This is a genomic window from Streptomyces sp. NPDC104309, from assembly GCF_055584025.1.
Window position 1 is genome coordinate 132,571 of sequence record NZ_JBVJMV010000016.1, and the last position, 19,803, is coordinate 152,373.

Below are 19,803 nucleotides of genomic sequence, written 5' to 3' on the forward strand. Positions count from 1 at the left end.
CGGCCCACAGGCGCATCGCGGGCAACCGGGCCTCCGGCGCATCATCACGAAAAGGTAACGGGTCTGGTCCAGGCCCCTGCTCGCACCGAGCGTTCCGGCAGTACCTGCCGGTCGCAGGGACGGCCTAAAATCGGGGACGTCGGCGCTGCACAACGCGGTGCCGCCGGCGTCCCCGCACACGGCGTACGGCAGGAGTCCCACATGGCAGAGCGCAAGCCGATCTCATCCTGGCTCACCGACATGGACGGAGTCCTGATCCACGAGGGGATACCGATCCCCGGGGCGGATGCCTTCATCAAGCGGCTGCGGGACTCGGGGCTGCCCTTCCTGGTCCTCACGAACAACTCGATCTACACCGCCCGCGATCTGCACGCCCGTCTCGACCGCATGGGTCTCGACGTGCCCGTGGAGAACATCTGGACCTCCGCCCTGGCCACCGCCCAGTTCCTGGACGACCAGCGGCCCGGCGGCACGGCGTACGTCATCGGAGAGGCCGGGCTCACCACCGCCCTGCACGACATCGGCTACGTCCTCACCGACCACGAACCCGATTACGTGGTCCTCGGCGAGACCCGTACGTACAGCTTCGAGGCGCTCACCAAGGCGATCCGGCTGATCAACGGCGGTGCCCGCTTCATCTGCACCAACCCGGACGAGACCGGCCCGTCCGCCGAGGGCCCGCTGCCCGCGACCGGGTCCGTCGCCGCCCTCATCACCAAGGCCACCGGCAAGGCCCCGTACTTCGCGGGCAAGCCCAATCCTCTGATGATGCGCACCGGGCTCAACGCGATCGGCGCCCACTCCGAGTCCAGCGCCATGATCGGTGACCGGATGGACACCGACGTGCTGGCCGGACTGGAGGCGGGGATGCAGACGTTCCTGGTCCTGACCGGTCTCACCACCGTCGCCGACATCGACAAGCACCCCTTCCGGCCGTCCCGGGTCGTCGATTCCATCGCCGACCTGGTCGACCTCATCGACATGGGCTGAGCCCGGCGGGCGCCGCCCGGAGAGGGGCGGGGGGCGATCCGGGGCGGTCCGTGAGCGCCCCGTTCCCCCGCTCCTGCGGATGCGGAAAGCCGACGCAGGCGTGAACCTTTCCTGAGGAGGTTTACGATGCGTTCCATACCACTCACGTTCTGTGCCGTCGCGGTGGTCGCGGCGACCCTGGTGCCGGCTTCCGCCGCACTGGCCGACTCCGGCACCGGCACCGGTTCCGACCCGGGGACGGGCTCCGGCAGTCGCGCCGGCCTCTCGGTGACCCCGCTCTCCGCCGCCCCGGGCGGTGAGGTGGACCTGCGGCTGGACAGCTGCGAGGGCAAGGAGGCCAAGGGCGACTCCGATGTCTTCGCCTCCGAGGCACGGTTCTCGCCCGCCACGGACGGCGGCCTCTCCGCGAAGGCCCGGATCAGCTCGGACGCCTCCCCGGGCGACTACGACATCCGGGTCGTCTGCTCGGACAGCCGCGGCACCACGATGTCCGGCAAGGTCACGGTCGCCGACCGGAACAGGCCCACGCCCCTCGCCCCGGTCCGCGCCGGAGGGGGCGGCACCGCCCTGCTCAACGAACAGACCGCCCATCAGAACGGCCCCGGCCTCGTGCAAGCGGTGATCGGCTTGGCCCTCGTCGTCGTCGCGGCCGCCGTCGTCGTGTTCCGCAGCGTGCGCCGTCGCCGCCCGGCCAAGGACTGACGTGTCCGCCCCGGACGGCCCCTCGGACCACGGCCGACTGCTCACCGGAGTGGCCTGGGCCGTCCTGCTGATGGGCCTGTGGCTCTGGGGCCGCGACATCACGGACGGCTCCGGCGCCAGTTCCGCCCCGACCACCGGCGACGTCGCCGCGGTCGGACGCCCGCTCGGCGTCCCGCTGCCCCCGCCGCACGACCCGGTCGAGGGCGCCGTGCCGAAGCGGGTCGAGATCCCGTCGCTCGGCATCGAGGCGCCCGTGATCGCCCGGGGCCTGGACAAGGACGGCGCGATCGAACCACCGTCGTTCGACACGCCCCGGACCGTCGGCTGGTACGGCGACGGCACCGAGCCCGGCGCCAAGGGCCCCGCCCTCTTCGTCGGCCACGTCGACACCGAGACCGAGCCGGCCGTCTTCTACGGACTGAGCGCGACCCGCCCCGGCGCCAAGGTCGAGGTGACCCGCGCGGACGGCACCGTCGCCGAATTCACCGTCGACGACGTCCAGGTCTTCACCCGTGAACGCTTCAACGCCGACAAGGCCTACGGCCCCCACAAGCAGGGCCGCGCGGAACTCCGTCTGATCACCTGCGGTGGCACCTACGACCGGGCATCGCGTTCCTACGACGCGAATGTGGTCGTGTCGGCCTACCTGACCGGAAGGAAGTCCGGGGGGAGCGGCGGCAACTGAGGCCGTGGGTACCTGATGGTGGCCGGGGCGGTGCTCCGGCTCGCGGGGGGCTCCGCTCCGCCGAGCTCCCCGCCGGGTGCGTAGATCGGGGCGGCGAGCGCGGACATCATCATGTCGGCCGGACCGCCGGACCGCCGGAACCCTCGGGCTCGTGCGGCGGGACGTTGTCCGTGCACAACTCGGCGCCGCGAGGATCCAGTTCAGGGCGGACCACGGGTGGAAGACGATCACCATGGCGCAGTTGAGGAGCTTGCCCGCGGGGAGCGAGAAGACGCTCTTCCAGCACTGCTTGAGGATCGTCTCGTACGTTCCCCGCGACCAGCGCAGCTGCTGGGCGAAGAAGTCCGTCCACGCGGCCGGGCCCTCGCCGACGGCCAGTACGTTTCGGCTGCGCGGGTATCCCGAGCCGAATGGTCGGTAAAGGGTCGTCGCTGTGCTGCCGGACGCCTGTCGGCGTCGACCGCTGCATCCCCCAACTGTGTTATGCATCGGGCCTGTTGGAGCTGATGACCCCTGGACGGGTTGTCCGACCCCGGTCCCGATCGCGAGGGTGAAACAGGTGGGTTACCAGTCATACGTGCGATTTACAGAACCCTTGCGGCGGGGGCGCACGAGGGCGCACGGGGAGGGGTCTTCGAGCCTCTGAGTGACGAAATCGTGACCGTGTGTCAGCTGCGGCCTGGTCGCATGCGGGATGCGCGTCGACCGCGCGTCGATAGCGTGGCGGTCGCGCGGTGCTTGCGCGGCGCCTGCGAAGGCGGCGATGCGGGGTCCGTTTCGGAAACGAACAAGACCCCCTCACGCGTGGTGAGGGGGTCTTGACTCTGCGTGCGCCGCCAGGGACTCGAACCCCGGACCCGCTGATTAAGAGTCAGCTGCTCTAACCAACTGAGCTAGCGGCGCCTGCTGACCTGGAGAACTCTACCCGAAGGTGGGGCGTGCTCCTGACCATTTCCAGCCCCTCACGGCCTGTCGGATGGTCGTTTTTTCCCTTCTATCCGTCAAAATGCATTATGTCAGGAGAGTTGAGACACTGACGCCCGTGCACATGCGCCCAAAGATCTTGACGAGTGCGGAGGGGAATCGCATGACTGTGCCGGCTTTCGAGGAGTACGTGCCCGCCATCGACTGCGCCTGTGCGGGGTGCGCCGCGCAACGGCGAACCGCCGCAGGCGCCTTGCCCGTGCGGTACGGAGGCCATCCGGCCGCACATGGCGCGCGCCGTGCGCTGGTGCTGGTCACCGCGGCCGGAGTGGTGCTGAGCACCGGCGCGGCCGAGGCGGTGAGCGGGCCGGGCGACCGGGCGGCGGAGGCGACCGGAGCCGCCCGGCCGGACGAGACGACGGCGTCGACGGCTCCGGCGGACCCGGTGGACCCGGCCGACGAGGGCGATCCGCTCGCCCCGGCCGACGGGGATCCGGACAGCCCGCAGGGCGTGCCCGGACCGCTGGAGGGCGCGGGGGCCTCGGGCCCGCCCTCGTCCACGGGCACCACGCTGCCCAGGACCACCAGGACCGCGATCATCAACCGCGCGAAGAAGTGGGTGGCCGCGCAGGTTCCGTACAGCATGAACAAGTACTGGTCCGACGGATACCGGCAGGACTGCTCCGGCTATGTGTCGATGGCCTGGAACCTGCCCGGCAACGAGTGGACCGGCAGCCTCGCCAAGTCCGGGCAGCGGATCACGCGGGAGGAACTGCAGCCGGGCGACATCCTGCTCTTCCACAATCCGGCAGACCCCGGGAAGGGCTCGCACGTCACGATCTTCGGCGGCTGGACCGACTACACGCACACCCACTACACGGCGTACGAGCAGACGAAGCCGCACACCCGCAAGCAGACGACACCCATGGCGTACTGGACCAACTCCGGCAAGTACATCCCCTACCGGTACAAGGGTCTCAGCAGTGGGAGCGGCAGCGGAGGCAGCAGCCCGTCGTCGTCGACGGAGTTCCCGGGCGCCGGGAAGTTCGGCCCCGGAGCGAGCAACGAGTACGTCACCCGGCTCGGGAAGATGCTCGTGGACCGGGGCGGCAAGCGTTTCTACAAGGTCGGTCCCAGCCCGGCCTGGGGCGACGCCGACCGACTCGCGACCCAGGCCTTCCAGAAGGCCCAGGGCTGGAAGGGCAAGGAGGCGGACGGCATCCCCGGCCCCGATACCTGGCGGCTGCTGGTCGACGGGGCCGGTCGCGACGTCCCCGCCGGAAGTGGAAACGGTCAGGGGGGTTCGAACTCTGATCCGGCGTTCCCCGGGCGGGGCTATTTCCGGCCCGGTCAGTCCAACAGCCATGTCGACAGGCTCGGCAAGCAGTTGGTGAAGAAGGGATACGGCACGTACTACCGGTCGGGACCGGGGCCCCGCTGGACCGAGGCGGACCGGCGCAATGTCGAGGCCTTCCAGCGGGCCCAGGGCTGGCGGGGCGGAGCGGCCGACGGCTACCCCGGTCCGGAGACCTGGCGGCGACTCTTCGCGTGACACGACGGCGGACATGACGGAGGCGGGAATGGGATCCACGGTGTCGGACAGCTCCGGAACCCCGGAGAACGGGAGGGGACGGGAAGAGGGGCAGGAGCAGGAGCAGGAGCAGGAGCAGGAGCAGGAACGGGAGCAGGCGCGGGTGCCCGCTCCGGTGCGCGCGCCGCTGCGGGGGCGGGGTCCGGACCGGGCGCCGGCGGGCGGCGGCCGGGATGGAGGTACGGCTCCGCTTCCGGCGGGGGCCGACGGGGGATCCGCGGGGAAGCCTGCCTTCGCTCCGGGGGCCGATGCGCGTCCGGACGGGGAAGCGGCTCCGGTGCCGGGAGCCGACGGGGGCCCGGATACGGCGCCGGGGCCGGTTCCGGGGGTCGGTGCGGGGCCGGGTACGGCTCCGGCGGCGGAGACGGCTCCCGTCCGGGCGGCCGGTGCGGGCCCGGCGCCGGGTTCCGCCCCGGATTTCGCCCCGGGTTCCGCCCCGGATTTCGCCCCGGGCGAGGAGGCGGGGACTGGTCCGGACTCCGTGGTCGACCTCGTGCTGGATCTGGTACCGGGGAAGGCCGTGGGCTCCGCAACGCTCGGCGCGACCTCGACCGCCGTATTCGTCCCGGCCGCGGGCACTGCCCCTGTCCCGGTCGTGGGCACCGCACCCGTCCTGGCCCCGTACATCGCCCCCGTCCCGGCCGCGGCTTCGGGGAGCGTGACCGTCGAGGACCCGGTGCCGGGCCCCGTGCCCGTACCGGCCTTGGCCGGGCATCGCGCCGGGCCCGGTTCCGACGCCCCGTTCCCGTCCCCCTCCTCCCGGCACCGGGCGGCCCCCGACACCGTCTTTGGCTCCCTCCCCGTCGCCGGGGGCGACGGGGCCGCGCGGTCCGGCGGCAGTTCGGGGGGCGCCGGGCGGCATCACGCCGTCATCGCCGGTGAGCGGACCGTGCCCATCCCTGTGCACCTGCTCTTCCGCGAGGATTCCGCACACACCGACGCCGCCGCGCTCCCCGCCGGTGTGCTGTCGAGGGGAGCCGGCGGCGGGGGAGCGACGGCGCGGGTGCGTCGACCGCCCGCGCCGAGGGGGCCGCAGGTGCGGCCGTCGACCAGGCCGGCGCCGGTCGGCGATCCCCGGCTGGCCGAGCGGCCGGGGCCCGCGCTGCCCGGCTGGGTCGCGCTGCTCGCCGCACTGGCCGGGATCGCCGCCGGGTTCGCCGTCCTCTGGTGGGTCGGCGCGCTGCCCGCCGCCGCGCCGGACCGGCTCGGGATCGGCTCGCGTCCGTACGACGGCATCGGCATCGGTGCCTGGGCGGCGCTCGCCGCGCTGGTCACGGTGGTGCTCTTCGCGCTCGGCGGTCTGAGCCGCGGACGGGTCGGGTACGCCTGGGTGCTGACGCTCTTCGGCGAGTACCGGGGAAGTGTGCGCCGGACCGGACTGATGTGGATCAGCCCCTTGTTGCTGCGCCGCCGGGTCGACGTACGTCTGCGGCACTGGCGCAGCGAACCGCTCCCCGCGGTGGACGCCAACGGTACGGCGCTGCGCGTCGTCGTCCTCGTCGTGTGGCGGATCAGGGACACCGTACGGGCGACGCTCGGGGTCGCCGACCACGAGGCGTATCTGCGCGAACAGGTCGAGGCGGCGATGGCCCGGGTCCTCTCGCAACTGCCCGCCGACGCGTTCCACGAGGACGCGCACACCCTGCGCAACGCGGAGGCGGTCGGTGACGCGCTGACCCGGATGCTCAAGGCGGACTGCGAACCCGTCGGCATCGAGGTGTACTCGGCCCAGCCGACCGGCATCGAGTACGCGCCCGAGGTCGCCGCGGCCATGCAACGGCGCCGGATCGCCGCCATCGACGCCAAGCACCGTGACAGCGTGCTGACTTCGGTGGTCGACGCGGTGGACGACACCGTCAACCGGCTGACCGCAAGGGGGATCGTGGAGCTGGACGACTACGAACGGAAGTCACTGGTCAAGGACTTGACGGTGGCTTTCTACACCGGACGCAGTGGCGGGGAGGGGGCCTGAGGGCCCCGGAGGGACGCTCCGGCGTCGAAGCGGAATCCAACCCCCATTGGTCTGGACATGTTCATATCCCGTCAATAATCTAAGGCTTGGTCTAGACCGCAACACGCGCGCAGCAGGGCTCATGGAACCTCCCCCACGTTCTTGAGGAGCGACAGCAATGCGTAAAAGGGCAAGCGCGGCCATAGTCGGCCTGGCGGTGGCGGCCGTCTCGATGTTCGCGACGAGCGGCGCCGGCAGCCACGGCTACACCGACAACCCCATCAGCCGCCAGAAGCTCTGTGCCAACGGCACGGTGACGGGCTGCGGCAACATCCAGTGGGAGCCGCAGAGCGTCGAGGGTCCCAAGGGCTTCCCGGCGGCAGGTCCGGCCGACGGCAAGATCTGCTCCGGCGGTCACTCCGAGTTCGCCCAGCTCGACGACCCGCGCGGCGGCAGTTGGCCCGCCACCAACGTCACAGCCGGGCAGGGCTTCAGCTTCCGCTGGCAGTTCACCGCACGCCACGCCACGACGGACTTCCGCTACTACATCACCAAGGACGGCTGGGACCCCACCAAGCCGCTCACCAGGGCCGACCTGGAGCCGCAGCCCTTCATGACGGTGCCGTACGGCGGCCAGCAGCCCCCGGCGACCCTGACCCAGCAGGGCACCATCCCCACCCAGAAGACCGGGAAGCACATCATCCTGAGCGTCTGGAACATCGCTGACACGGCCAACGCGTTCTACGCCTGCTCCGATGTGCAGTTCTGACGCGTAGTCACCTGCTGCCCGCTGTGCGGGCGCCGTGGGGCGCGGACGCCGTCGCGGAGTCCGTACAGCGACCATGGAGCGGCCGGTGGTCCGGACCGGGACGCGAGGACGCCTCCTTCGTCATCACCGGGCCCGCCGCCCCCGGCGCCGCCGCACGGGCCGCGCCCCTGGCGGTTCCGCCGTCGGCGGACGGTGTGAACCGCACCCCGGGTGATGCTGGACAACACCCCCGATTCCCGCACCCGGTCGAGCGGGGCGGCCCCACCCGGGCCGCCCCGCCCGGCTCGACCCACCCGGGCGCTGCCGCTGACCGGGACCGGCGGGTGCTGTGACCGGAAAGGTGCACCGGCTCGCGACGCCCGGCACGGCACCTCGCCGCGTTGTCGCCTCACCCGAGTGTGTCCGGCACGAGGGCGATCCTCCGGCTTGCGACGCACCGCACCGGACGCCGCGAGCTTCCCGGCAGACCTTTCCGGCCACAGCACCAGGCGCACCGGTTGCCCCGGCACCGCGCCCCCGATGCGAACGAAAGCCTCTAACTCGTCAGGGCCAGTTCGTCCGGGGTCGCCGGATCGGTGCGCCGCCGCAGCAGCGTCACGGTCAGCACCGCACCCGCCAGCAGCAGTGCGGTCCCCGCCACCGAGGCGTACTGCATGCTGTGCACGAAGGCCTCCCGCCCGATCGAGATCAGTGAGCCGTCCCCCGTGGCCACGGCGCCCGCCAGCGTCTTGCGGGCGACCTCCGGCGCCGAGCCCGGCATGTCCGCCGTGTAGACCGCCGTGGCCACCGCACCCAGCAGGGCCATGCCCATCGCACCGCCGAACTCCTGCCCGGTCTCCAGCAGCGAGGCCGCCGAACTGGCCCTCGCGGGCGGGGCGGTGGACAGCGCCAGGTCCGAGACGAGTGCCATCACGGTGACGATGCCGCAGCTCATCACGGCGCAGCCGCCCAGCAGCAGCCACAGCGAGTCCGTACCGGTCAGGGCGAGGACGGAGAAACCGGCGGCGGCGATCACGAAACCGGCGCAGATGACGCGCGCACGGTCGGTCCGCTGGGCGATCGCCGTGGCCGTCGGGGCCGCGGCCCCCACCGCCAGGGACGGGGCCAGGCTCCACAGCGCGGCCTCCATCGTGCCCATGCCGAGCACCGACTGCAGATACTGCGTGGTGAAGAACGAGGAGCCCATCATGGCGAAGGCGGCCAGCGCGTTCAGCCCGATGCCCGCCGCGAAGCCGCGGTCACGGAACAGTTCCCGGCTGATCATCGCGTCGCCGCGACCGCGCTGACGGCGGACGAAGAACCACCCGACGAGGAGCCCGGCGGCGATGAGCAGCCCGCGCGGCACGTCGAACCCGTGGGCGGCACTCTCCTTGACGCCGTAGATGACGGGCAGCACGGCGCCCATCGACAGCGGCACGCTCAGGAAGTCGAACCGGCCGGGGTTCGGGTCCTTGAACTCCGGGACCAGCATCGGCACCAGGACCAGCAGCAGCACCATCGCCGGCACATTGATCAGAAAGACCGAGCCCCACCAGAAGTGCTCCAGCATGACCCCGCTGAGCACCGAGCCGAGCGCGATCCCGCCGGCCATGGCGCCCGACCAGATGCCGATCGCCCGGCCGCGCTGTCGCTCGTCGCGGAACATGTTCCGCACGAGCCCCATCGTCGACGGCATCAGTGTCGCACCGCCGATCCCGAGCAGGGCGCGGGCCGCGATCAGCATCTCGGGGCTGGTGGAGTACGCGGCGGCGACGGACGCGGCACTGAACGCGAACGCGCCGAGGAGCAGCAGCCTGCGGCGGCCGATCCGGTCGCCGAGCGAGCCCATCGTGATGAGCAGACCGGCCAGGGCGAAGGCGTACACATCGAAGATCCAGAGCTGTTGGGTGGCGCTGGGCGCGAGGTCCCGGTCGATGGACGGGATCGCGAAGAAGAGGACGGAGATGTCCATCGAGACGAGGAGGAGGGGCAGCAGGAGGACCACGAAGGCGGTCCATTCCCGGCGACCGGCGAGGTCGCCGGGCGCGGCGGTGGTGCTCGTAGCGTTCGGCATGCCTGGAAATATACGAGTGTGTAATACGGTTGTCTAGTACGACCGTGTAAGACGTTCGTCCATCTCATCGGGCGGCAAAAAACGCACTGGGCGGTTCACGTGTGTACGTGAACCGCCCAGTGCGTTGTCTGTGCGCCGCCAGGGACTCGAACCCCGGACCCGCTGATTAAGAGTCAGCTGCTCTAACCAACTGAGCTAGCGGCGCCTGCTGACTCGAAAATAATACCTGCTCCCGAGGGGTGCTGATAACACTGGGAACGAATTGGGGCAGGAGTGAACGAACCAAACGAACCGGGTCGGGATCGGCCGGACCGGATCGAGTCCCGGACAACCCTCAGAGCGCCAGCGACAGGAGCACGGGCGCCGCCCGGCGGTTGAGCGTGTCCGCCGCCGCGCGCAGGCGATGCGCGTCCTCGATCGGGAGCGACAGTGCCAGGCACCCCGCCGACGAACCGGCCGTCAGCGGCACCGCCGCGCACACCGTGCCGACCGCGTACTCCTGGAGGTCGAGCACCGGGACCGTGGTCGGCTGGCTGTCCAGCTTGGAGAAGAGCACCTTCTCGTTGGTGATCGTCCGCGAGGTGAGCCGGGCCGTCTTGTGGCGCGAGAGGTGGTCGCGACGGCCGTTCCGGTCGAGCTGGGCCAGCAGGCACTTGCCGACCGCCGAGGCGTGCGCGGAGGAACGGAAGTCCACCCACTCGTTCACCGCGGGGGTGCGGGGACCGTCGGCGTACTGCGTGACGCGGATCTCGCCGTCGACGTACCGGCTGATGTAGACCGCCGCGCCGACCGAATCGCGCAGCTGTGTCAGTGTCTGCTGGAGCTTGGTCTCCAGTGCCTGCCTGCGGGCCGCGCCGGACCCCAGGAGCAGCAGCGAGGAGCCGATGACATAGGCGCCGTCGGTGATCTGCTCGACGTACCCCTCGCGGCGCAGCGTCAGCAGCAGGGAGGTGAGATGCCCGAGCGGCAGCCCCGTCTCCCGGGAGATCTGGGCGTCCGTCACGCCGTTGCCGTGCTTGGAGACCGTTTCGAGCACACGAAGGGCATATTGCACCGAATGGAACGGTGCGGTCGGTTCGGGCTTCAACGTCACGGTTTCCCCCCACCAGGTTGTGACCGCAAGCTATGTCCTCACGATAGTCGCCAAGGGCGCGTTCCGGGGTGGGTGTTGGTGACTCAACGGTGCGCCCCGGCTCCAGGAGCTGAGGCGCATCCGTATGGCATATGCCAGGGTCAATGACATTCGGTGAGTGGCGAGGTCACAGCACCGCGGCCAGGAAATCGCGCGTACGTTCGTGCGCAGGATCGGTGAAGATTTTTTCCGGCGGACCCGACTCGACCACGCGTCCGGCATCGAACATCAGTACCGTCTCCGAGACGTCCCGGGCGAAGTTCATCTCGTGGGTCACACAGAGCATGGTGATGTCGGTGTTCCTGGCGATGTCGCTCAGCAGCTCCAGCACGCCGGCCACCAGCTCCGGGTCGAGCGCGGACGTCACCTCGTCCAGCAGGAGGATCTCCGGCCGCATCGCCAGCGCGCGGGCGATCGCCACCCGCTGCTGCTGTCCGCCGGAGAGCTGGGAGGGGTGTGCGTCGATCTTTCCCGAGAGCCCCACCAGATCGAGCAGCTCGCGGGCACGGGCCTCCGCCTCGTCGCGGTCCATGCCCAGCACGCTGACCGGGGCCTCGGTGATGTTCTGCAGCACCTTCATGTTGGGGAAGAGGTTGAACTGCTGGAAGACCATGCCGATCTTCTTCCGGGCCGCGCGCAGATGCTTCTCGGTCGCCGGCCTCAGCGAACCGTCGGGCGCCTGGACGTGGGACAGCGGGGCGCCGTCCACCCAGATGACTCCGTCGCTGACCTTCTCCAGCGTCATCAGCAGCCGCAGGATGGTGGTCTTGCCCGAGCCGCTGGGCCCGATCAGGGTGACGTGCTCGCCGCGCCGCACGGAGAAGTCCAGGCCGTCGAGGACGACATGGTCCCCGTACCGCTTCACGACGTGGTCGAAGCGGACCAGCGGATGGCCGGTCCCCGGCACGGCGGAGACCGGTGCGACGTCCTCCGGGGCCCGGACCGCCGTCTTCTGCAGGGGGAAGGGGTCAGTGGCCAAGGCGCTTCTCCAGCTTTCTCATCAACAGTGAGGTGGGGTAGCTCGCGACCAGGAAGATCAGGGCCGCGAGCGTGAATGCCTCTGTGTAGTACCCGAAGTGCTCGGCCCCGTACTGCCGGGCCTCGAAGACCATTTCCTGCACCGTGATCACGGCGAGGAACGGGGTCTCCTTGAACATCGCGATCGCGTAGTTGCCGAGGGCGGGCAGCACATTGCGCACCGCCTGCGGCAGGATCACGGCCTGCCAGGTCCGCCGGGGGCTGAGCGAGAGCGCCCGGCAGGCCTCCCACTGGCCCTTCGGCACGCCGTCGATCCCGGCGCGGTACACCTCGGAGGTGTACGTGGCGTAGTGGACGCCCAGCACCACGATGCCGGTCACCAGCGGCTCCACCGAGGCGAACAGGGTTGCGGCGCCGACGAGCTGGACGAGCAGCGGGGTGGACCGGATGAACTCCATCACGACCCGCACCGGTACCGTCACGAACCGGCTCGGGGCCCGTCCGGCGACCGCGATGGCGAGCCCGAGGACCGCGGCGACGAACGTGCCGAGCACGGTCGCGAGCAGGGTGACCTCGAAACCGCGCAGGAGCAGGGGCAGGACGTCCGCGGCGGCGTTCCGGTCGAAGCCGTTCACCGGGCACCTCCGGTCGCCGACGCGGCGGCTTCCGTGGCGCTGCGGCTGCGCAGCAGCGAGCCCGCGCCGGTCGCCAGGCCGAGCCGCCGCTTGGCGCCGCGCTCCAGCAGGTTCATGAGCAGGGTCAGCGCGTAGGCCAGGACGAAGTAGACGACCAGCAGGGTCAGATACGCGGTGAGCGTCTCACCGGTGCGGTCGCGCAGCTGCTGGACCACGGTCATCAGGTCGGCCGCGGAGATCAGCCACAGCAGCGGGGTGCACTTCAGCAGCTGGATCAGCAGATTGGTGAAGGACGGGATCATCTGCACCCAGGCCTGCGGAAGGATCACCTTCCGCATCCGGTGCAGCGGCGTCATGTTCAGCGCGACGGCCGCCTCGTACTGGGCGCGCGGCACGGAGTTGATCGCGCCGCGTACCACCTCGGCCCCGTACGCGCCGTAGTTGAGACCGAAGGCGACGACACCGCAGAGCAGCGGTGTCAGTTCGTACCCCGTCAGTGTCGGCATCGCGTAGTAGAGCCAGAACAGCTGGACGTAGAGCGAGGTGCCGCGGAAGAACTCCACGACCACGCGGGACACACCGCGCACCACCAGCAGTCGGCTGACCGACATCAGACCGAGGGCGAACGACAGGAGCAGGGCGGCCAGCGCGCCCAGGACGGTGGCTTCGAGAGTCACCCGCAGTCCCGAGCGCAACTGCGGCAGATCGTCGAAGAAGGCGGAGAAGAAATCACTCATGCGGTGCGGTCCGTCCCCGTCAGCCCTTGCACAGATCGGCCGTCTTCAGGGTGGTCGGCGGGAGCTCGGTGGCCCCGAAGCCGTACTCCTGGAGCAGGCCCACATAGCGTGACTTGTCCGAGACGATCTTCTTCAGCTCGCGGTTGAAGGCGTCCCGCAGGTCCTCGTTGCCCTTGCGGAAGACGGCGCCGCCGGGGCTGTACTGCTTCTTGCCGTCGAGTTCCGGCAGGAAGGGTTCGGTGACCTCGGTGTCGGGATTCGTCTTCGCCAGCCAGCGCAGCGAGATGCCGGTGAGCAGGAACGCGTCGATCCGGCCGCCCTTGACCGCGTCCGCGCCGTCCTGCGGCTTCTGCAGTGTCTTGATCCTGTCCTTGGGAATGCCCGCGCCCTCGGCGTACTTGCCTTCGACGGCGCCCGACATCACGCCGACGCTGATCCCGGCGGCCTTCGCCGACGCCAGGTCGGTGACCTTCTTCGGGTTGCCCTTCTTCACCATCAGCGCGGTGGGCGAGATGAACTCGGGCTCGGAGAAAAGGGCGTTGGCGCAGCGCTCCGGCGTGATCGCCATGCCGGCGCTGACCACGTCGTACTTGCCCGCCTGAAGTCCCGGGATCAGGCCGTCCCACTCGGAGAGGGTGGGCTTCAGCGCGTCGACGCCGAGCGCCTTGAAGATCTCCCGGTGCAGGGTGGGCGCCTCGCCCTTGAGCTGCCGGCCCTGCAGATAGCCGTACGGGGCCTCATTGGCGTACGCGACCCGGACGAAGCCCTGCTTGCGGAGCTTGTCGAGCGCCCCCGCGCCGTCCGCGGAACCGGCGTCCGTCTTGCTGCACGCGGAGAGCAGGCCGGGGACGACGAGCAGGCCACCCACGGCTGCCGATCGGTTGAGGAAGCCCCGGCGGGACAGGTTGGGGAAGTCAGCCATGGTTCGTGATCTCCTGGAGCGGGCGAACGGTCCGGACAGGGGGAGCGCCTGCCCGATCCCGTGCGTCTATGCAGAAAGACGACGCCTGTGATCGAACGGTGGCCGGAAGGTGACCTTCCCGTGTCCGTTCGAGGGCGGAGTGCGACGGCCGGTGTGCGGTGCGTACATCCTTGCCGGTAAAGGTTCATGACGATCCGTCATGCGGGGATGTCCGTCATGGAGGGGCGAAACGGGCGGCGGACCGGACCGGTTGAGCTCACTCGTTCCGGTCCCGCACGGGAACGTACCCGCGCTGCTTGTCCACCACGTTCGGCAACGGCTCACCGGCCGCCCAGAGTTCGTACATCTCCACGAACTGCTCGCCCAGCCGGTCCCGCCAGCCCGCCGTGTCGCCGCTCATGTGCGGCGACACGATCAGATCCGGTACGTCCCAGAGCGGGCTGTGCGGCTCCAGCGGCTCTCGCTCGAACACATCGAGCGCCGCGCCCGCGATCCAGCGCTTGCGCAGCGCGGCGGCCAGATCGTCCTCCACGACCAATGGTCCGCGCCCCACGTTGATGAAGCGGGCCGAGGGCTGCATCAGCCCGAAGAACCGCGCGTCGAACATGGCGCGGGTCGACTCCGTCAGCGGCGCCGCGCAGATCACCCAGTCGGCCATGGAGGCCAGCCGGTCCAGCTCCGCCACCCCGTGGATGGTGCGCCGCGCCCTGCGTCCCACGAGCGCCACCTGGATGCCGAGGGCGATCAGCATCCTGGTGATCTCCCGTCCGATCGGGCCCGCCCCGACGACCACCGCACGGCTGCCCGCGACCTGGACGCTCTCCCTGTGGCGCCACAGCCGCCGCTGCTGGAGCTCCAGTGTGCGGGGGAGGTCCTTGGCGAACGCCAGCACCAGGCCCGTCACGTACTCGGCGATCGGCCGCTCGAAGATGCCCCGCGCGTTGGTCACCACCGTGTCGGACGCGGTCAGCTCCGGGCAGAGCAGCCGGTCCACGCCCGCGCTCGCCGTATGCACCCATACCGGGCGCCGCCCGTCACCGGGCCAGGCGGCCCGTACCGCGTCGGAGGTGAAGTCCCACACCAGCAGGACGTCGGCTGCCGGAAGCCGTGCGGCGAGTCCGGCCTCGTCCGTGTATCGGATGTCGGCCCTGCCGGTCAGCCGGCCGAGACGCGGCGACGGGTCGGTGTCCAGGACGAGCAGGGTGGGCTCTGACATGAGGGACGGTCGCTCCGCTGCCTCTGGGATGTGCGGATTGACCACGCTCGCAGCCGCGCCCGTCTTCGTCAACAGCTCACAGGGGGAGCGGCGACGGATGGGGGAATACTGGGAGAGACGGGCGAAAACGGTCATGGGTGGGTGCGCTGCTCCCGCCCCGTCCAGGCACCGCAGGAACAGAAGGGGTGGACATGACGACCCTCGGCTTTCTCTACCCGGGCCACTTCGCGGAGGACGACTTCCCGCGGATGGAGATCCTGCTCGACGCCGTCAGGCTGGTCGTGAACCACACCGACGTCGACGAGGACAATTACGGGGCCGACGCGCTGATGCGGACCGGTACGCCCGAACGGCTGGCCGCCGGGGTGGCGGAGCTGCAGCGCGCCGGTGTCGAGTCCGTCGTCTGGGTGAGCGGCGGCGGCAGCTTCCTGTACGGCTGGGAGGGCGCCCATGAACAGACCGCCGCCCTGGCCAGAGCGGCCGGGGTGCCCGCATCCAGCACTTCCTTCGCCTTCGTCCACGCGGTACGGGAACTGGAGGCCGCCCGTGTGGCGGTCGCCGCGACCTATCCCGAGCCCGTCGCCGAGCTGTTCACCGCCTTCCTGCACTCCGCGGGCGTCGAGGTGACCGCCACCCGTGCCGCCGGTCTCGCCTCCGCCGCCGAGGCCGCCGCCTGGGGCCTGGACGAGGTGAAGGACCTCGTCACGGCCGCGGACCGGCCGGAGGCGGACGTGATGCTGCTGCCCGACACCGCCCTGCACACCGTCGCGCACGTGGCGGAGCTGGAGCGGCTGCTCGGCAAACCGGTCCTCACCGGGAACCAGGTGTCGGTGCGGGAGGGGCTGCGGCTGGCGGACCGCCGGTCCTGGTCCCCGAGGCTCGGCAGGATCTTCGCCGAGCGCGAGGCGCCCCCGGCCCCGGTGGCCGCCTGGGGCACCGGCCGGGAGCGTGCGCACAGCGGAAGGAAGGGGTGGCCCGGAAAGCAGACCCACTCCGGCTGGTGAGCCGGGGTGGTCGGCGGTCGGCGGTGCGGGGAGGCGGAACAGGAGAACGGGGGAACAAGGGAGTGGGGAATAAACGGAGTCCACCTCCTGTTCTGCTCTTCCGGACCTACGAGCCGGACGTAGGCGCATCACCGGAGAGGCCAGGACGTGGACGAGATTCGAGGCGACGAGATCCGTGGCAAGGCGGAGGGAACGGCCACCGTTCCGCTCTCCGTGCTGGACCTGGTGACCGTGGGCCAGGGCCGCACCGCCACCCAGGCGCTGCGCACCGGCGTGGACATCGCGCAGCTCGCCGAGCGCCGGGGTTACCACCGCTACTGGGTCGCCGAACACCACTCCATGCCCGGCGTCGCCTCCTCCTCACCGGCCGTGATCCTGGCCCACCTCGCCGCCCGCACCGAGCGCATCAGGCTCGGCTCGGGCGGCGTGATGCTGCCGAACCACGCACCGCTCGTCATCGCCGAGCAGTTCGGCACCCTTGAGGCCATGGCGCCCGGCCGCATCGACCTCGGCCTCGGCCGCGCTCCCGGCACCGACGGCGCCACGGCAGCCGCCCTGCGCCGGTCGGACCGCCTCAACGAGGGCGCCGACGACTTCCCGCAGCAGCTCGCCGAACTGACCCGGTTCCTGGACGACGACTTCCCCGACGGCCACCCCTACTCCCGTATCCACGCGGTCCCCGGCCCGGTCCAGGCCACGGCCGAGGGCGGCGTCCAGTCCGCGGCCCGCCCGCCGATCTGGCTGCTCGGCTCCTCCGGCTTCAGCGCCCGGCTGGCCGGTGTGCTCGGCCTGCCGTTCGCCTTCGCCCACCACTTCTCGGCGCAGAACACGGTGCCGGCCCTCGATCTGTACCGGGAGTCGTTCCGGCCGTCCGCGGCGCTCGACGCCCCGTACGCCCTGATCGGCGTTTCGGCGCTGGCCGCCGACGACGCGCGCGAGGCCCGCCGTCAGGTGCTCTCCGGAGCGCTGTCCATGGTCCGCCTGCGCACCGGCCGCCCCGGCCTGGTCCCGACACCCGAGGAGGCGGAGGCGTACGCCTTCAGCCCGATGGAGCGGGAGTTCGTCGACAGCTGGCTGGCCAACATCGTCCACGGCACGGCGGACGAGGTCCGCACGGGCCTCGACGACCTGGCCAAGCGCACCGGCGCCGACGAACTGATGATCACCGCCAACGCCCACGGCGGCGAGGCCCGGCTGCGCAGCTACGAGCTGATCGCGGACGCGTACGGGCTGCCGGCGGCCTGACCCGGGCAACCGGTGTTCCTGACCTCCCCCGGTGTTCCGGACCCCGGGGGAGGGCCGGAACACCGGTTTCAGACCTTCAGCCCGCCGCTGCCGATCAGCTCGGCGATCCGCTCCGGCGCCACCGCCCGTGAGTACAGCCAGCCCTGCCCGGTGTCGCAGCCGATCCGTCGCAGCCGTTCGGCCTGGCCCGCCGTCTCCACGCACTCCGCGGTGACGGTCAGGCCCAGGCGGTGCGCCAGGTGCACCATCGCCTCGACGATCGTCTCGTCGGCCGGGCTCGGGTGGGCACCGTCCTCGTAGCGGAAGCCGCGCACGAACGAACCGTCCAGCTTCAGCACGGAGACCGGCAGCCGGCTCAGATAGGCGAGGTTCGAGTAGCCGGTCCCGAAGTCGTCGATGGCGATGCGTACGCCCATGTCGCTGAGCGACTGGAGGGCCTGCAGCGGGCGGCCCGCCGAGCCCATCACCGCCGACTCGGTCAGCTCCAGCTGCAGCAGCCCGGGATCGAGGCCGGTCTCGGCGAGGATCTCCGCGACATCGGTGACGAGGTCGGAGTCCCAGACCTGCCGCACGGCGACGTTGACGCTGATGAACAGCGGCGGCTCGGCGGGGTGATCGAGCTGCCAGCGCCGGGCCTGGCGGCAGGCGGACCGCAGCACCCACCGGCCGAGCTGGACGATCGAGCCGTCCTCCTCGGCGATGGCGACGAACCGATTCGGCGAGAGCATGCCGAACTGCGGGTGGTTCCAGCGGACCAGGGCCTCCACACCGCGTACGACTCCGTCGGCCATCCCGACCAGCGGCTGGTACTCGATGGTGAACTCGCCGCGCTCGACGGCGGGCCGCAGATTGGAGGAGAGCGTCTGCCGGGTCATCCGGTGGGCGTTGCGCTCCGGGTCGAAGACCGTCCAGCGGGACTTGCCGTCCGCCTTCGCCCAGTACAGCGTGGTGTCGGCGGCCTGCATCAGGCCGGTCGCCGAGGTGCCGGCCATGGCTCGCTCCACCACCCCGATCGAGGCGGAGACGGAGAGCCGCTGCCCGGCCAGGTCGAAGGGCTTCTCCAGCGCGGCCAGGACCGTGCGGGCCAGGTCGGTGAGCTGCTGTGTCCCGGTGGAGTCCTCGACCAGGATGGCGAACTCGTCGCCGCCCAGGCGCGCCACGAGATGGGCACCGGGGCGGTGCGGGCCGTCCTGGGCCGCGCAGTCGGTGAGCCGTGCGGCGACGGCGGCGAGCAGCCGGTCGCCGATCCGGTGGCCCATCGTGTCGTTGACGGCCTTGAAACCGTCCAGATCGAGGTAGCAGAGCCCGATCCGGCGGTGCCCGGTGACACCGTCGTCCCGGCCGTCCTGGTGCCGGGGGGTCTCCAGGACGGCCGAGAGCCGTTCGAAGAACAGCGTCCGGTTGGGCAGCCGGGTCACCGGATCGTGCATCTGGAGGTGGCGCAGCCGCTTCTGCAGCTCACGCCGGTCGCTGACGTCCGCGACGGAGAGGAGCACCCGGCCGGGCCCGGAGCCACCGGCCCGGCCGGCCTCCGGTTCGGGCATCGGTACGACGGTGATCTCGGCCCACAGCGAGCGTCCGTCGGGGTGCTTGAGCCTGCGGGTGCAGCGGAACCGTGAGCGCCGCCCGTGCAGCACCTCGCGGTACGCGTGCCAGGTGCGGCCGTCCGCGACGAGGTCGAGCAGATCGGCCGCCGACTGCGCGGTCAGTGCCGTGGGGGAGTTGCCGAGGAGGCCGCCGAGAGCGTCATTGGCGGCGACGACCAGGCCCTCGTGGTTGACGACGGCCATCGGGAGCGTGGCGGCCCGGAAGGCGGCCCGGTAGCCGTGCGGCTCGGATCGCTGGGCCCCGGCAGGGGGCCACAAAGTGTGACACTCCGTGACCGACGGTCCTGCGGAGTGGGGGTGTGTGCCCGCCGCGGGCCTCGGCCCTTCGGAGGTTCCGCTCACCGTTCGCTCCCGCCGTGCAGTTCTGTCCTGAACAGGTGTGGCCGGACTGGCCCACCGCGCGGAACGCCGCTGTCGGAGGCGGAATCCACGCGGGAAAGCCTGGTGAAGCATAGAGGCTGGTACGTCGGCCGTTCCAGCGCCCGCCCCCTCCACGCCCCGCGTTCGCCCCGCATGGGCCAGTCCCGCGCCGATCTGGTTTGCCCATGACTGGTCGTTCCTGAGTGGTTCCGTTCTTTCGCGATCTTCCAGTGATTGATTGTGACTGTCCGTGAGGGTGAACGCCGTGGCCGGCTGCTGACTCGACTGGGGCAGCTCAACAG

Annotated in this window: 17 protein-coding genes, 2 tRNA genes and 1 pseudogene; 9 read left to right on the forward strand and 11 right to left on the reverse strand. The window is 70.8% G+C overall.

From position 1 onward, the window contains the following. Window positions 1–201: 201 nt before the first annotated feature. From ACZ68L_RS23950 to ACZ68L_RS23960, 3 genes are all read left to right on the forward strand, one after another. Window positions 202–990, forward strand: a complete 789-nt coding sequence (locus ACZ68L_RS23950) for an HAD-IIA family hydrolase (RefSeq protein WP_469579959.1) — start codon at window positions 202–204, stop codon at window positions 988–990. Window positions 991–1,116: 126 nt separating this feature from the next. After that, window positions 1,117–1,692 (forward strand): hypothetical protein, encoded by a 576-nt coding sequence (locus ACZ68L_RS23955; protein ID WP_469579961.1) that lies wholly within the window; start codon window positions 1,117–1,119, stop codon window positions 1,690–1,692. Between the two features lies 1 nt (window position 1,693). Then, window positions 1,694–2,377 carry a class F sortase gene (locus ACZ68L_RS23960; RefSeq protein WP_469579962.1) on the forward strand — a complete coding sequence of 228 codons (684 nt, stop codon included), beginning with the start codon at window positions 1,694–1,696 and terminating at the stop codon, window positions 2,375–2,377. 77 nt (window positions 2,378–2,454) lie between these two features. Here the strand turns inward: ACZ68L_RS23960 and ACZ68L_RS23965 are convergent. Together ACZ68L_RS23965 and ACZ68L_RS23970 are read right to left on the reverse strand one after the other, a co-directional pair. Then, window positions 2,455–2,833: pseudogene (locus ACZ68L_RS23965) on the reverse strand (glycosyl transferase); the annotation flags it as partial. 373 nt (window positions 2,834–3,206) lie between these two features. Next, window positions 3,207–3,280, reverse strand: a tRNA-Lys gene (locus ACZ68L_RS23970). Between the two features lie 184 nt (window positions 3,281–3,464). Between ACZ68L_RS23970 and ACZ68L_RS23975 the strand changes: the two genes are divergently transcribed. The 4 genes from ACZ68L_RS23975 to ACZ68L_RS23990 all read left to right on the forward strand — a co-directional run bounded on the left by ACZ68L_RS23975 (window position 3,465) and on the right by ACZ68L_RS23990 (window position 7,944). Then, window positions 3,465–4,853, forward strand: a complete 1,389-nt coding sequence (locus tag ACZ68L_RS23975) for a peptidoglycan-binding protein (protein ID WP_469579964.1) — start codon at window positions 3,465–3,467, stop codon at window positions 4,851–4,853. A 28-nt stretch (window positions 4,854–4,881) separates the two neighbouring features. Then, window positions 4,882–6,864: an SPFH domain-containing protein gene (locus ACZ68L_RS23980; protein ID WP_469579966.1), complete on the forward strand. Its 1,983-nt coding sequence runs from the start codon at window positions 4,882–4,884 to the stop codon at window positions 6,862–6,864. A 157-nt stretch (window positions 6,865–7,021) separates the two neighbouring features. Further along, a complete protein-coding gene (locus ACZ68L_RS23985) occupies window positions 7,022–7,612 on the forward strand; it encodes a lytic polysaccharide monooxygenase auxiliary activity family 9 protein (RefSeq protein ID WP_469579967.1) in 591 nt (196 codons plus the stop codon). Window positions 7,613–7,635: 23 nt separating this feature from the next. Continuing rightward, entirely contained in the window at window positions 7,636–7,944 is a 309-nt protein-coding gene (locus ACZ68L_RS23990; protein WP_469579969.1) for a hypothetical protein, read from the forward strand. A 203-nt stretch (window positions 7,945–8,147) separates the two neighbouring features. Here the strand turns inward: ACZ68L_RS23990 and ACZ68L_RS23995 are convergent, their stop codons facing one another. The 8 genes from ACZ68L_RS23995 to ACZ68L_RS24030 all read right to left on the reverse strand — a co-directional run bounded on the left by ACZ68L_RS23995 (window position 8,148) and on the right by ACZ68L_RS24030 (window position 15,285). Then, on the reverse strand, window positions 8,148–9,665 hold the full coding sequence (locus tag ACZ68L_RS23995; protein ID WP_469579970.1) for an MFS transporter: 1,518 nt from the start codon (window positions 9,663–9,665) through the stop codon (window positions 8,148–8,150). Window positions 9,666–9,796: 131 nt separating this feature from the next. Further along, window positions 9,797–9,870, reverse strand: a tRNA-Lys gene (locus ACZ68L_RS24000). Between the two features lie 129 nt (window positions 9,871–9,999). Further along, window positions 10,000–10,758: an IclR family transcriptional regulator domain-containing protein gene (locus tag ACZ68L_RS24005; protein WP_469579973.1), complete on the reverse strand. Its 759-nt coding sequence runs from the start codon at window positions 10,756–10,758 to the stop codon at window positions 10,000–10,002. 166 nt (window positions 10,759–10,924) lie between these two features. Then, window positions 10,925–11,776 carry an ectoine/hydroxyectoine ABC transporter ATP-binding protein EhuA gene (gene ehuA, locus ACZ68L_RS24010; RefSeq protein ID WP_469579974.1) on the reverse strand — a complete coding sequence of 284 codons (852 nt, stop codon included), beginning with the start codon at window positions 11,774–11,776 and terminating at the stop codon, window positions 10,925–10,927. Next, a complete protein-coding gene (ehuD, locus tag ACZ68L_RS24015) occupies window positions 11,766–12,410 on the reverse strand; it encodes an ectoine/hydroxyectoine ABC transporter permease subunit EhuD (RefSeq protein WP_469579976.1) in 645 nt (214 codons plus the stop codon). Before ehuD ends, ehuA begins: the two co-directional genes overlap by 11 nt. Beyond that, the gene (gene ehuC / locus ACZ68L_RS24020) at window positions 12,407–13,147 is read right to left on the reverse strand and encodes an ectoine/hydroxyectoine ABC transporter permease subunit EhuC (RefSeq protein ID WP_469579978.1); all 741 of its coding nucleotides are present in this window, start codon (window positions 13,145–13,147) and stop codon (window positions 12,407–12,409) included. Before ehuC ends, ehuD begins: the two co-directional genes overlap by 4 nt. Before the next feature lie 19 nt (window positions 13,148–13,166). Next, entirely contained in the window at window positions 13,167–14,069 is a 903-nt protein-coding gene (gene ehuB, locus ACZ68L_RS24025) for an ectoine/hydroxyectoine ABC transporter substrate-binding protein EhuB (RefSeq protein ID WP_469579980.1), read from the reverse strand. Between the two features lie 256 nt (window positions 14,070–14,325). Beyond that, window positions 14,326–15,285 carry a D-2-hydroxyacid dehydrogenase gene (locus tag ACZ68L_RS24030; protein WP_469579981.1) on the reverse strand — a complete coding sequence of 320 codons (960 nt, stop codon included), beginning with the start codon at window positions 15,283–15,285 and terminating at the stop codon, window positions 14,326–14,328. A gap of 191 nt (window positions 15,286–15,476) precedes the next feature. Between ACZ68L_RS24030 and ACZ68L_RS24035 the strand changes: the two genes are divergently transcribed. Further along, window positions 15,477–16,289, forward strand: a complete 813-nt coding sequence (locus tag ACZ68L_RS24035; protein WP_469579983.1) for a maleate cis-trans isomerase family protein — start codon at window positions 15,477–15,479, stop codon at window positions 16,287–16,289. Window positions 16,290–16,436: 147 nt separating this feature from the next. After that, window positions 16,437–17,534, forward strand: a complete 1,098-nt coding sequence (locus ACZ68L_RS24040) for an LLM class flavin-dependent oxidoreductase (protein WP_469579985.1) — start codon at window positions 16,437–16,439, stop codon at window positions 17,532–17,534. Between the two features lie 68 nt (window positions 17,535–17,602). Here ACZ68L_RS24040 and ACZ68L_RS24045 read toward each other — a convergent pair whose 3' ends face one another. Continuing rightward, window positions 17,603–19,483, reverse strand: coding sequence for a putative bifunctional diguanylate cyclase/phosphodiesterase (locus tag ACZ68L_RS24045; protein ID WP_469579986.1), 1,881 nt, complete (start codon window positions 19,481–19,483; stop codon window positions 17,603–17,605). Window positions 19,484–19,803: the final 320 nt, after the last annotated feature.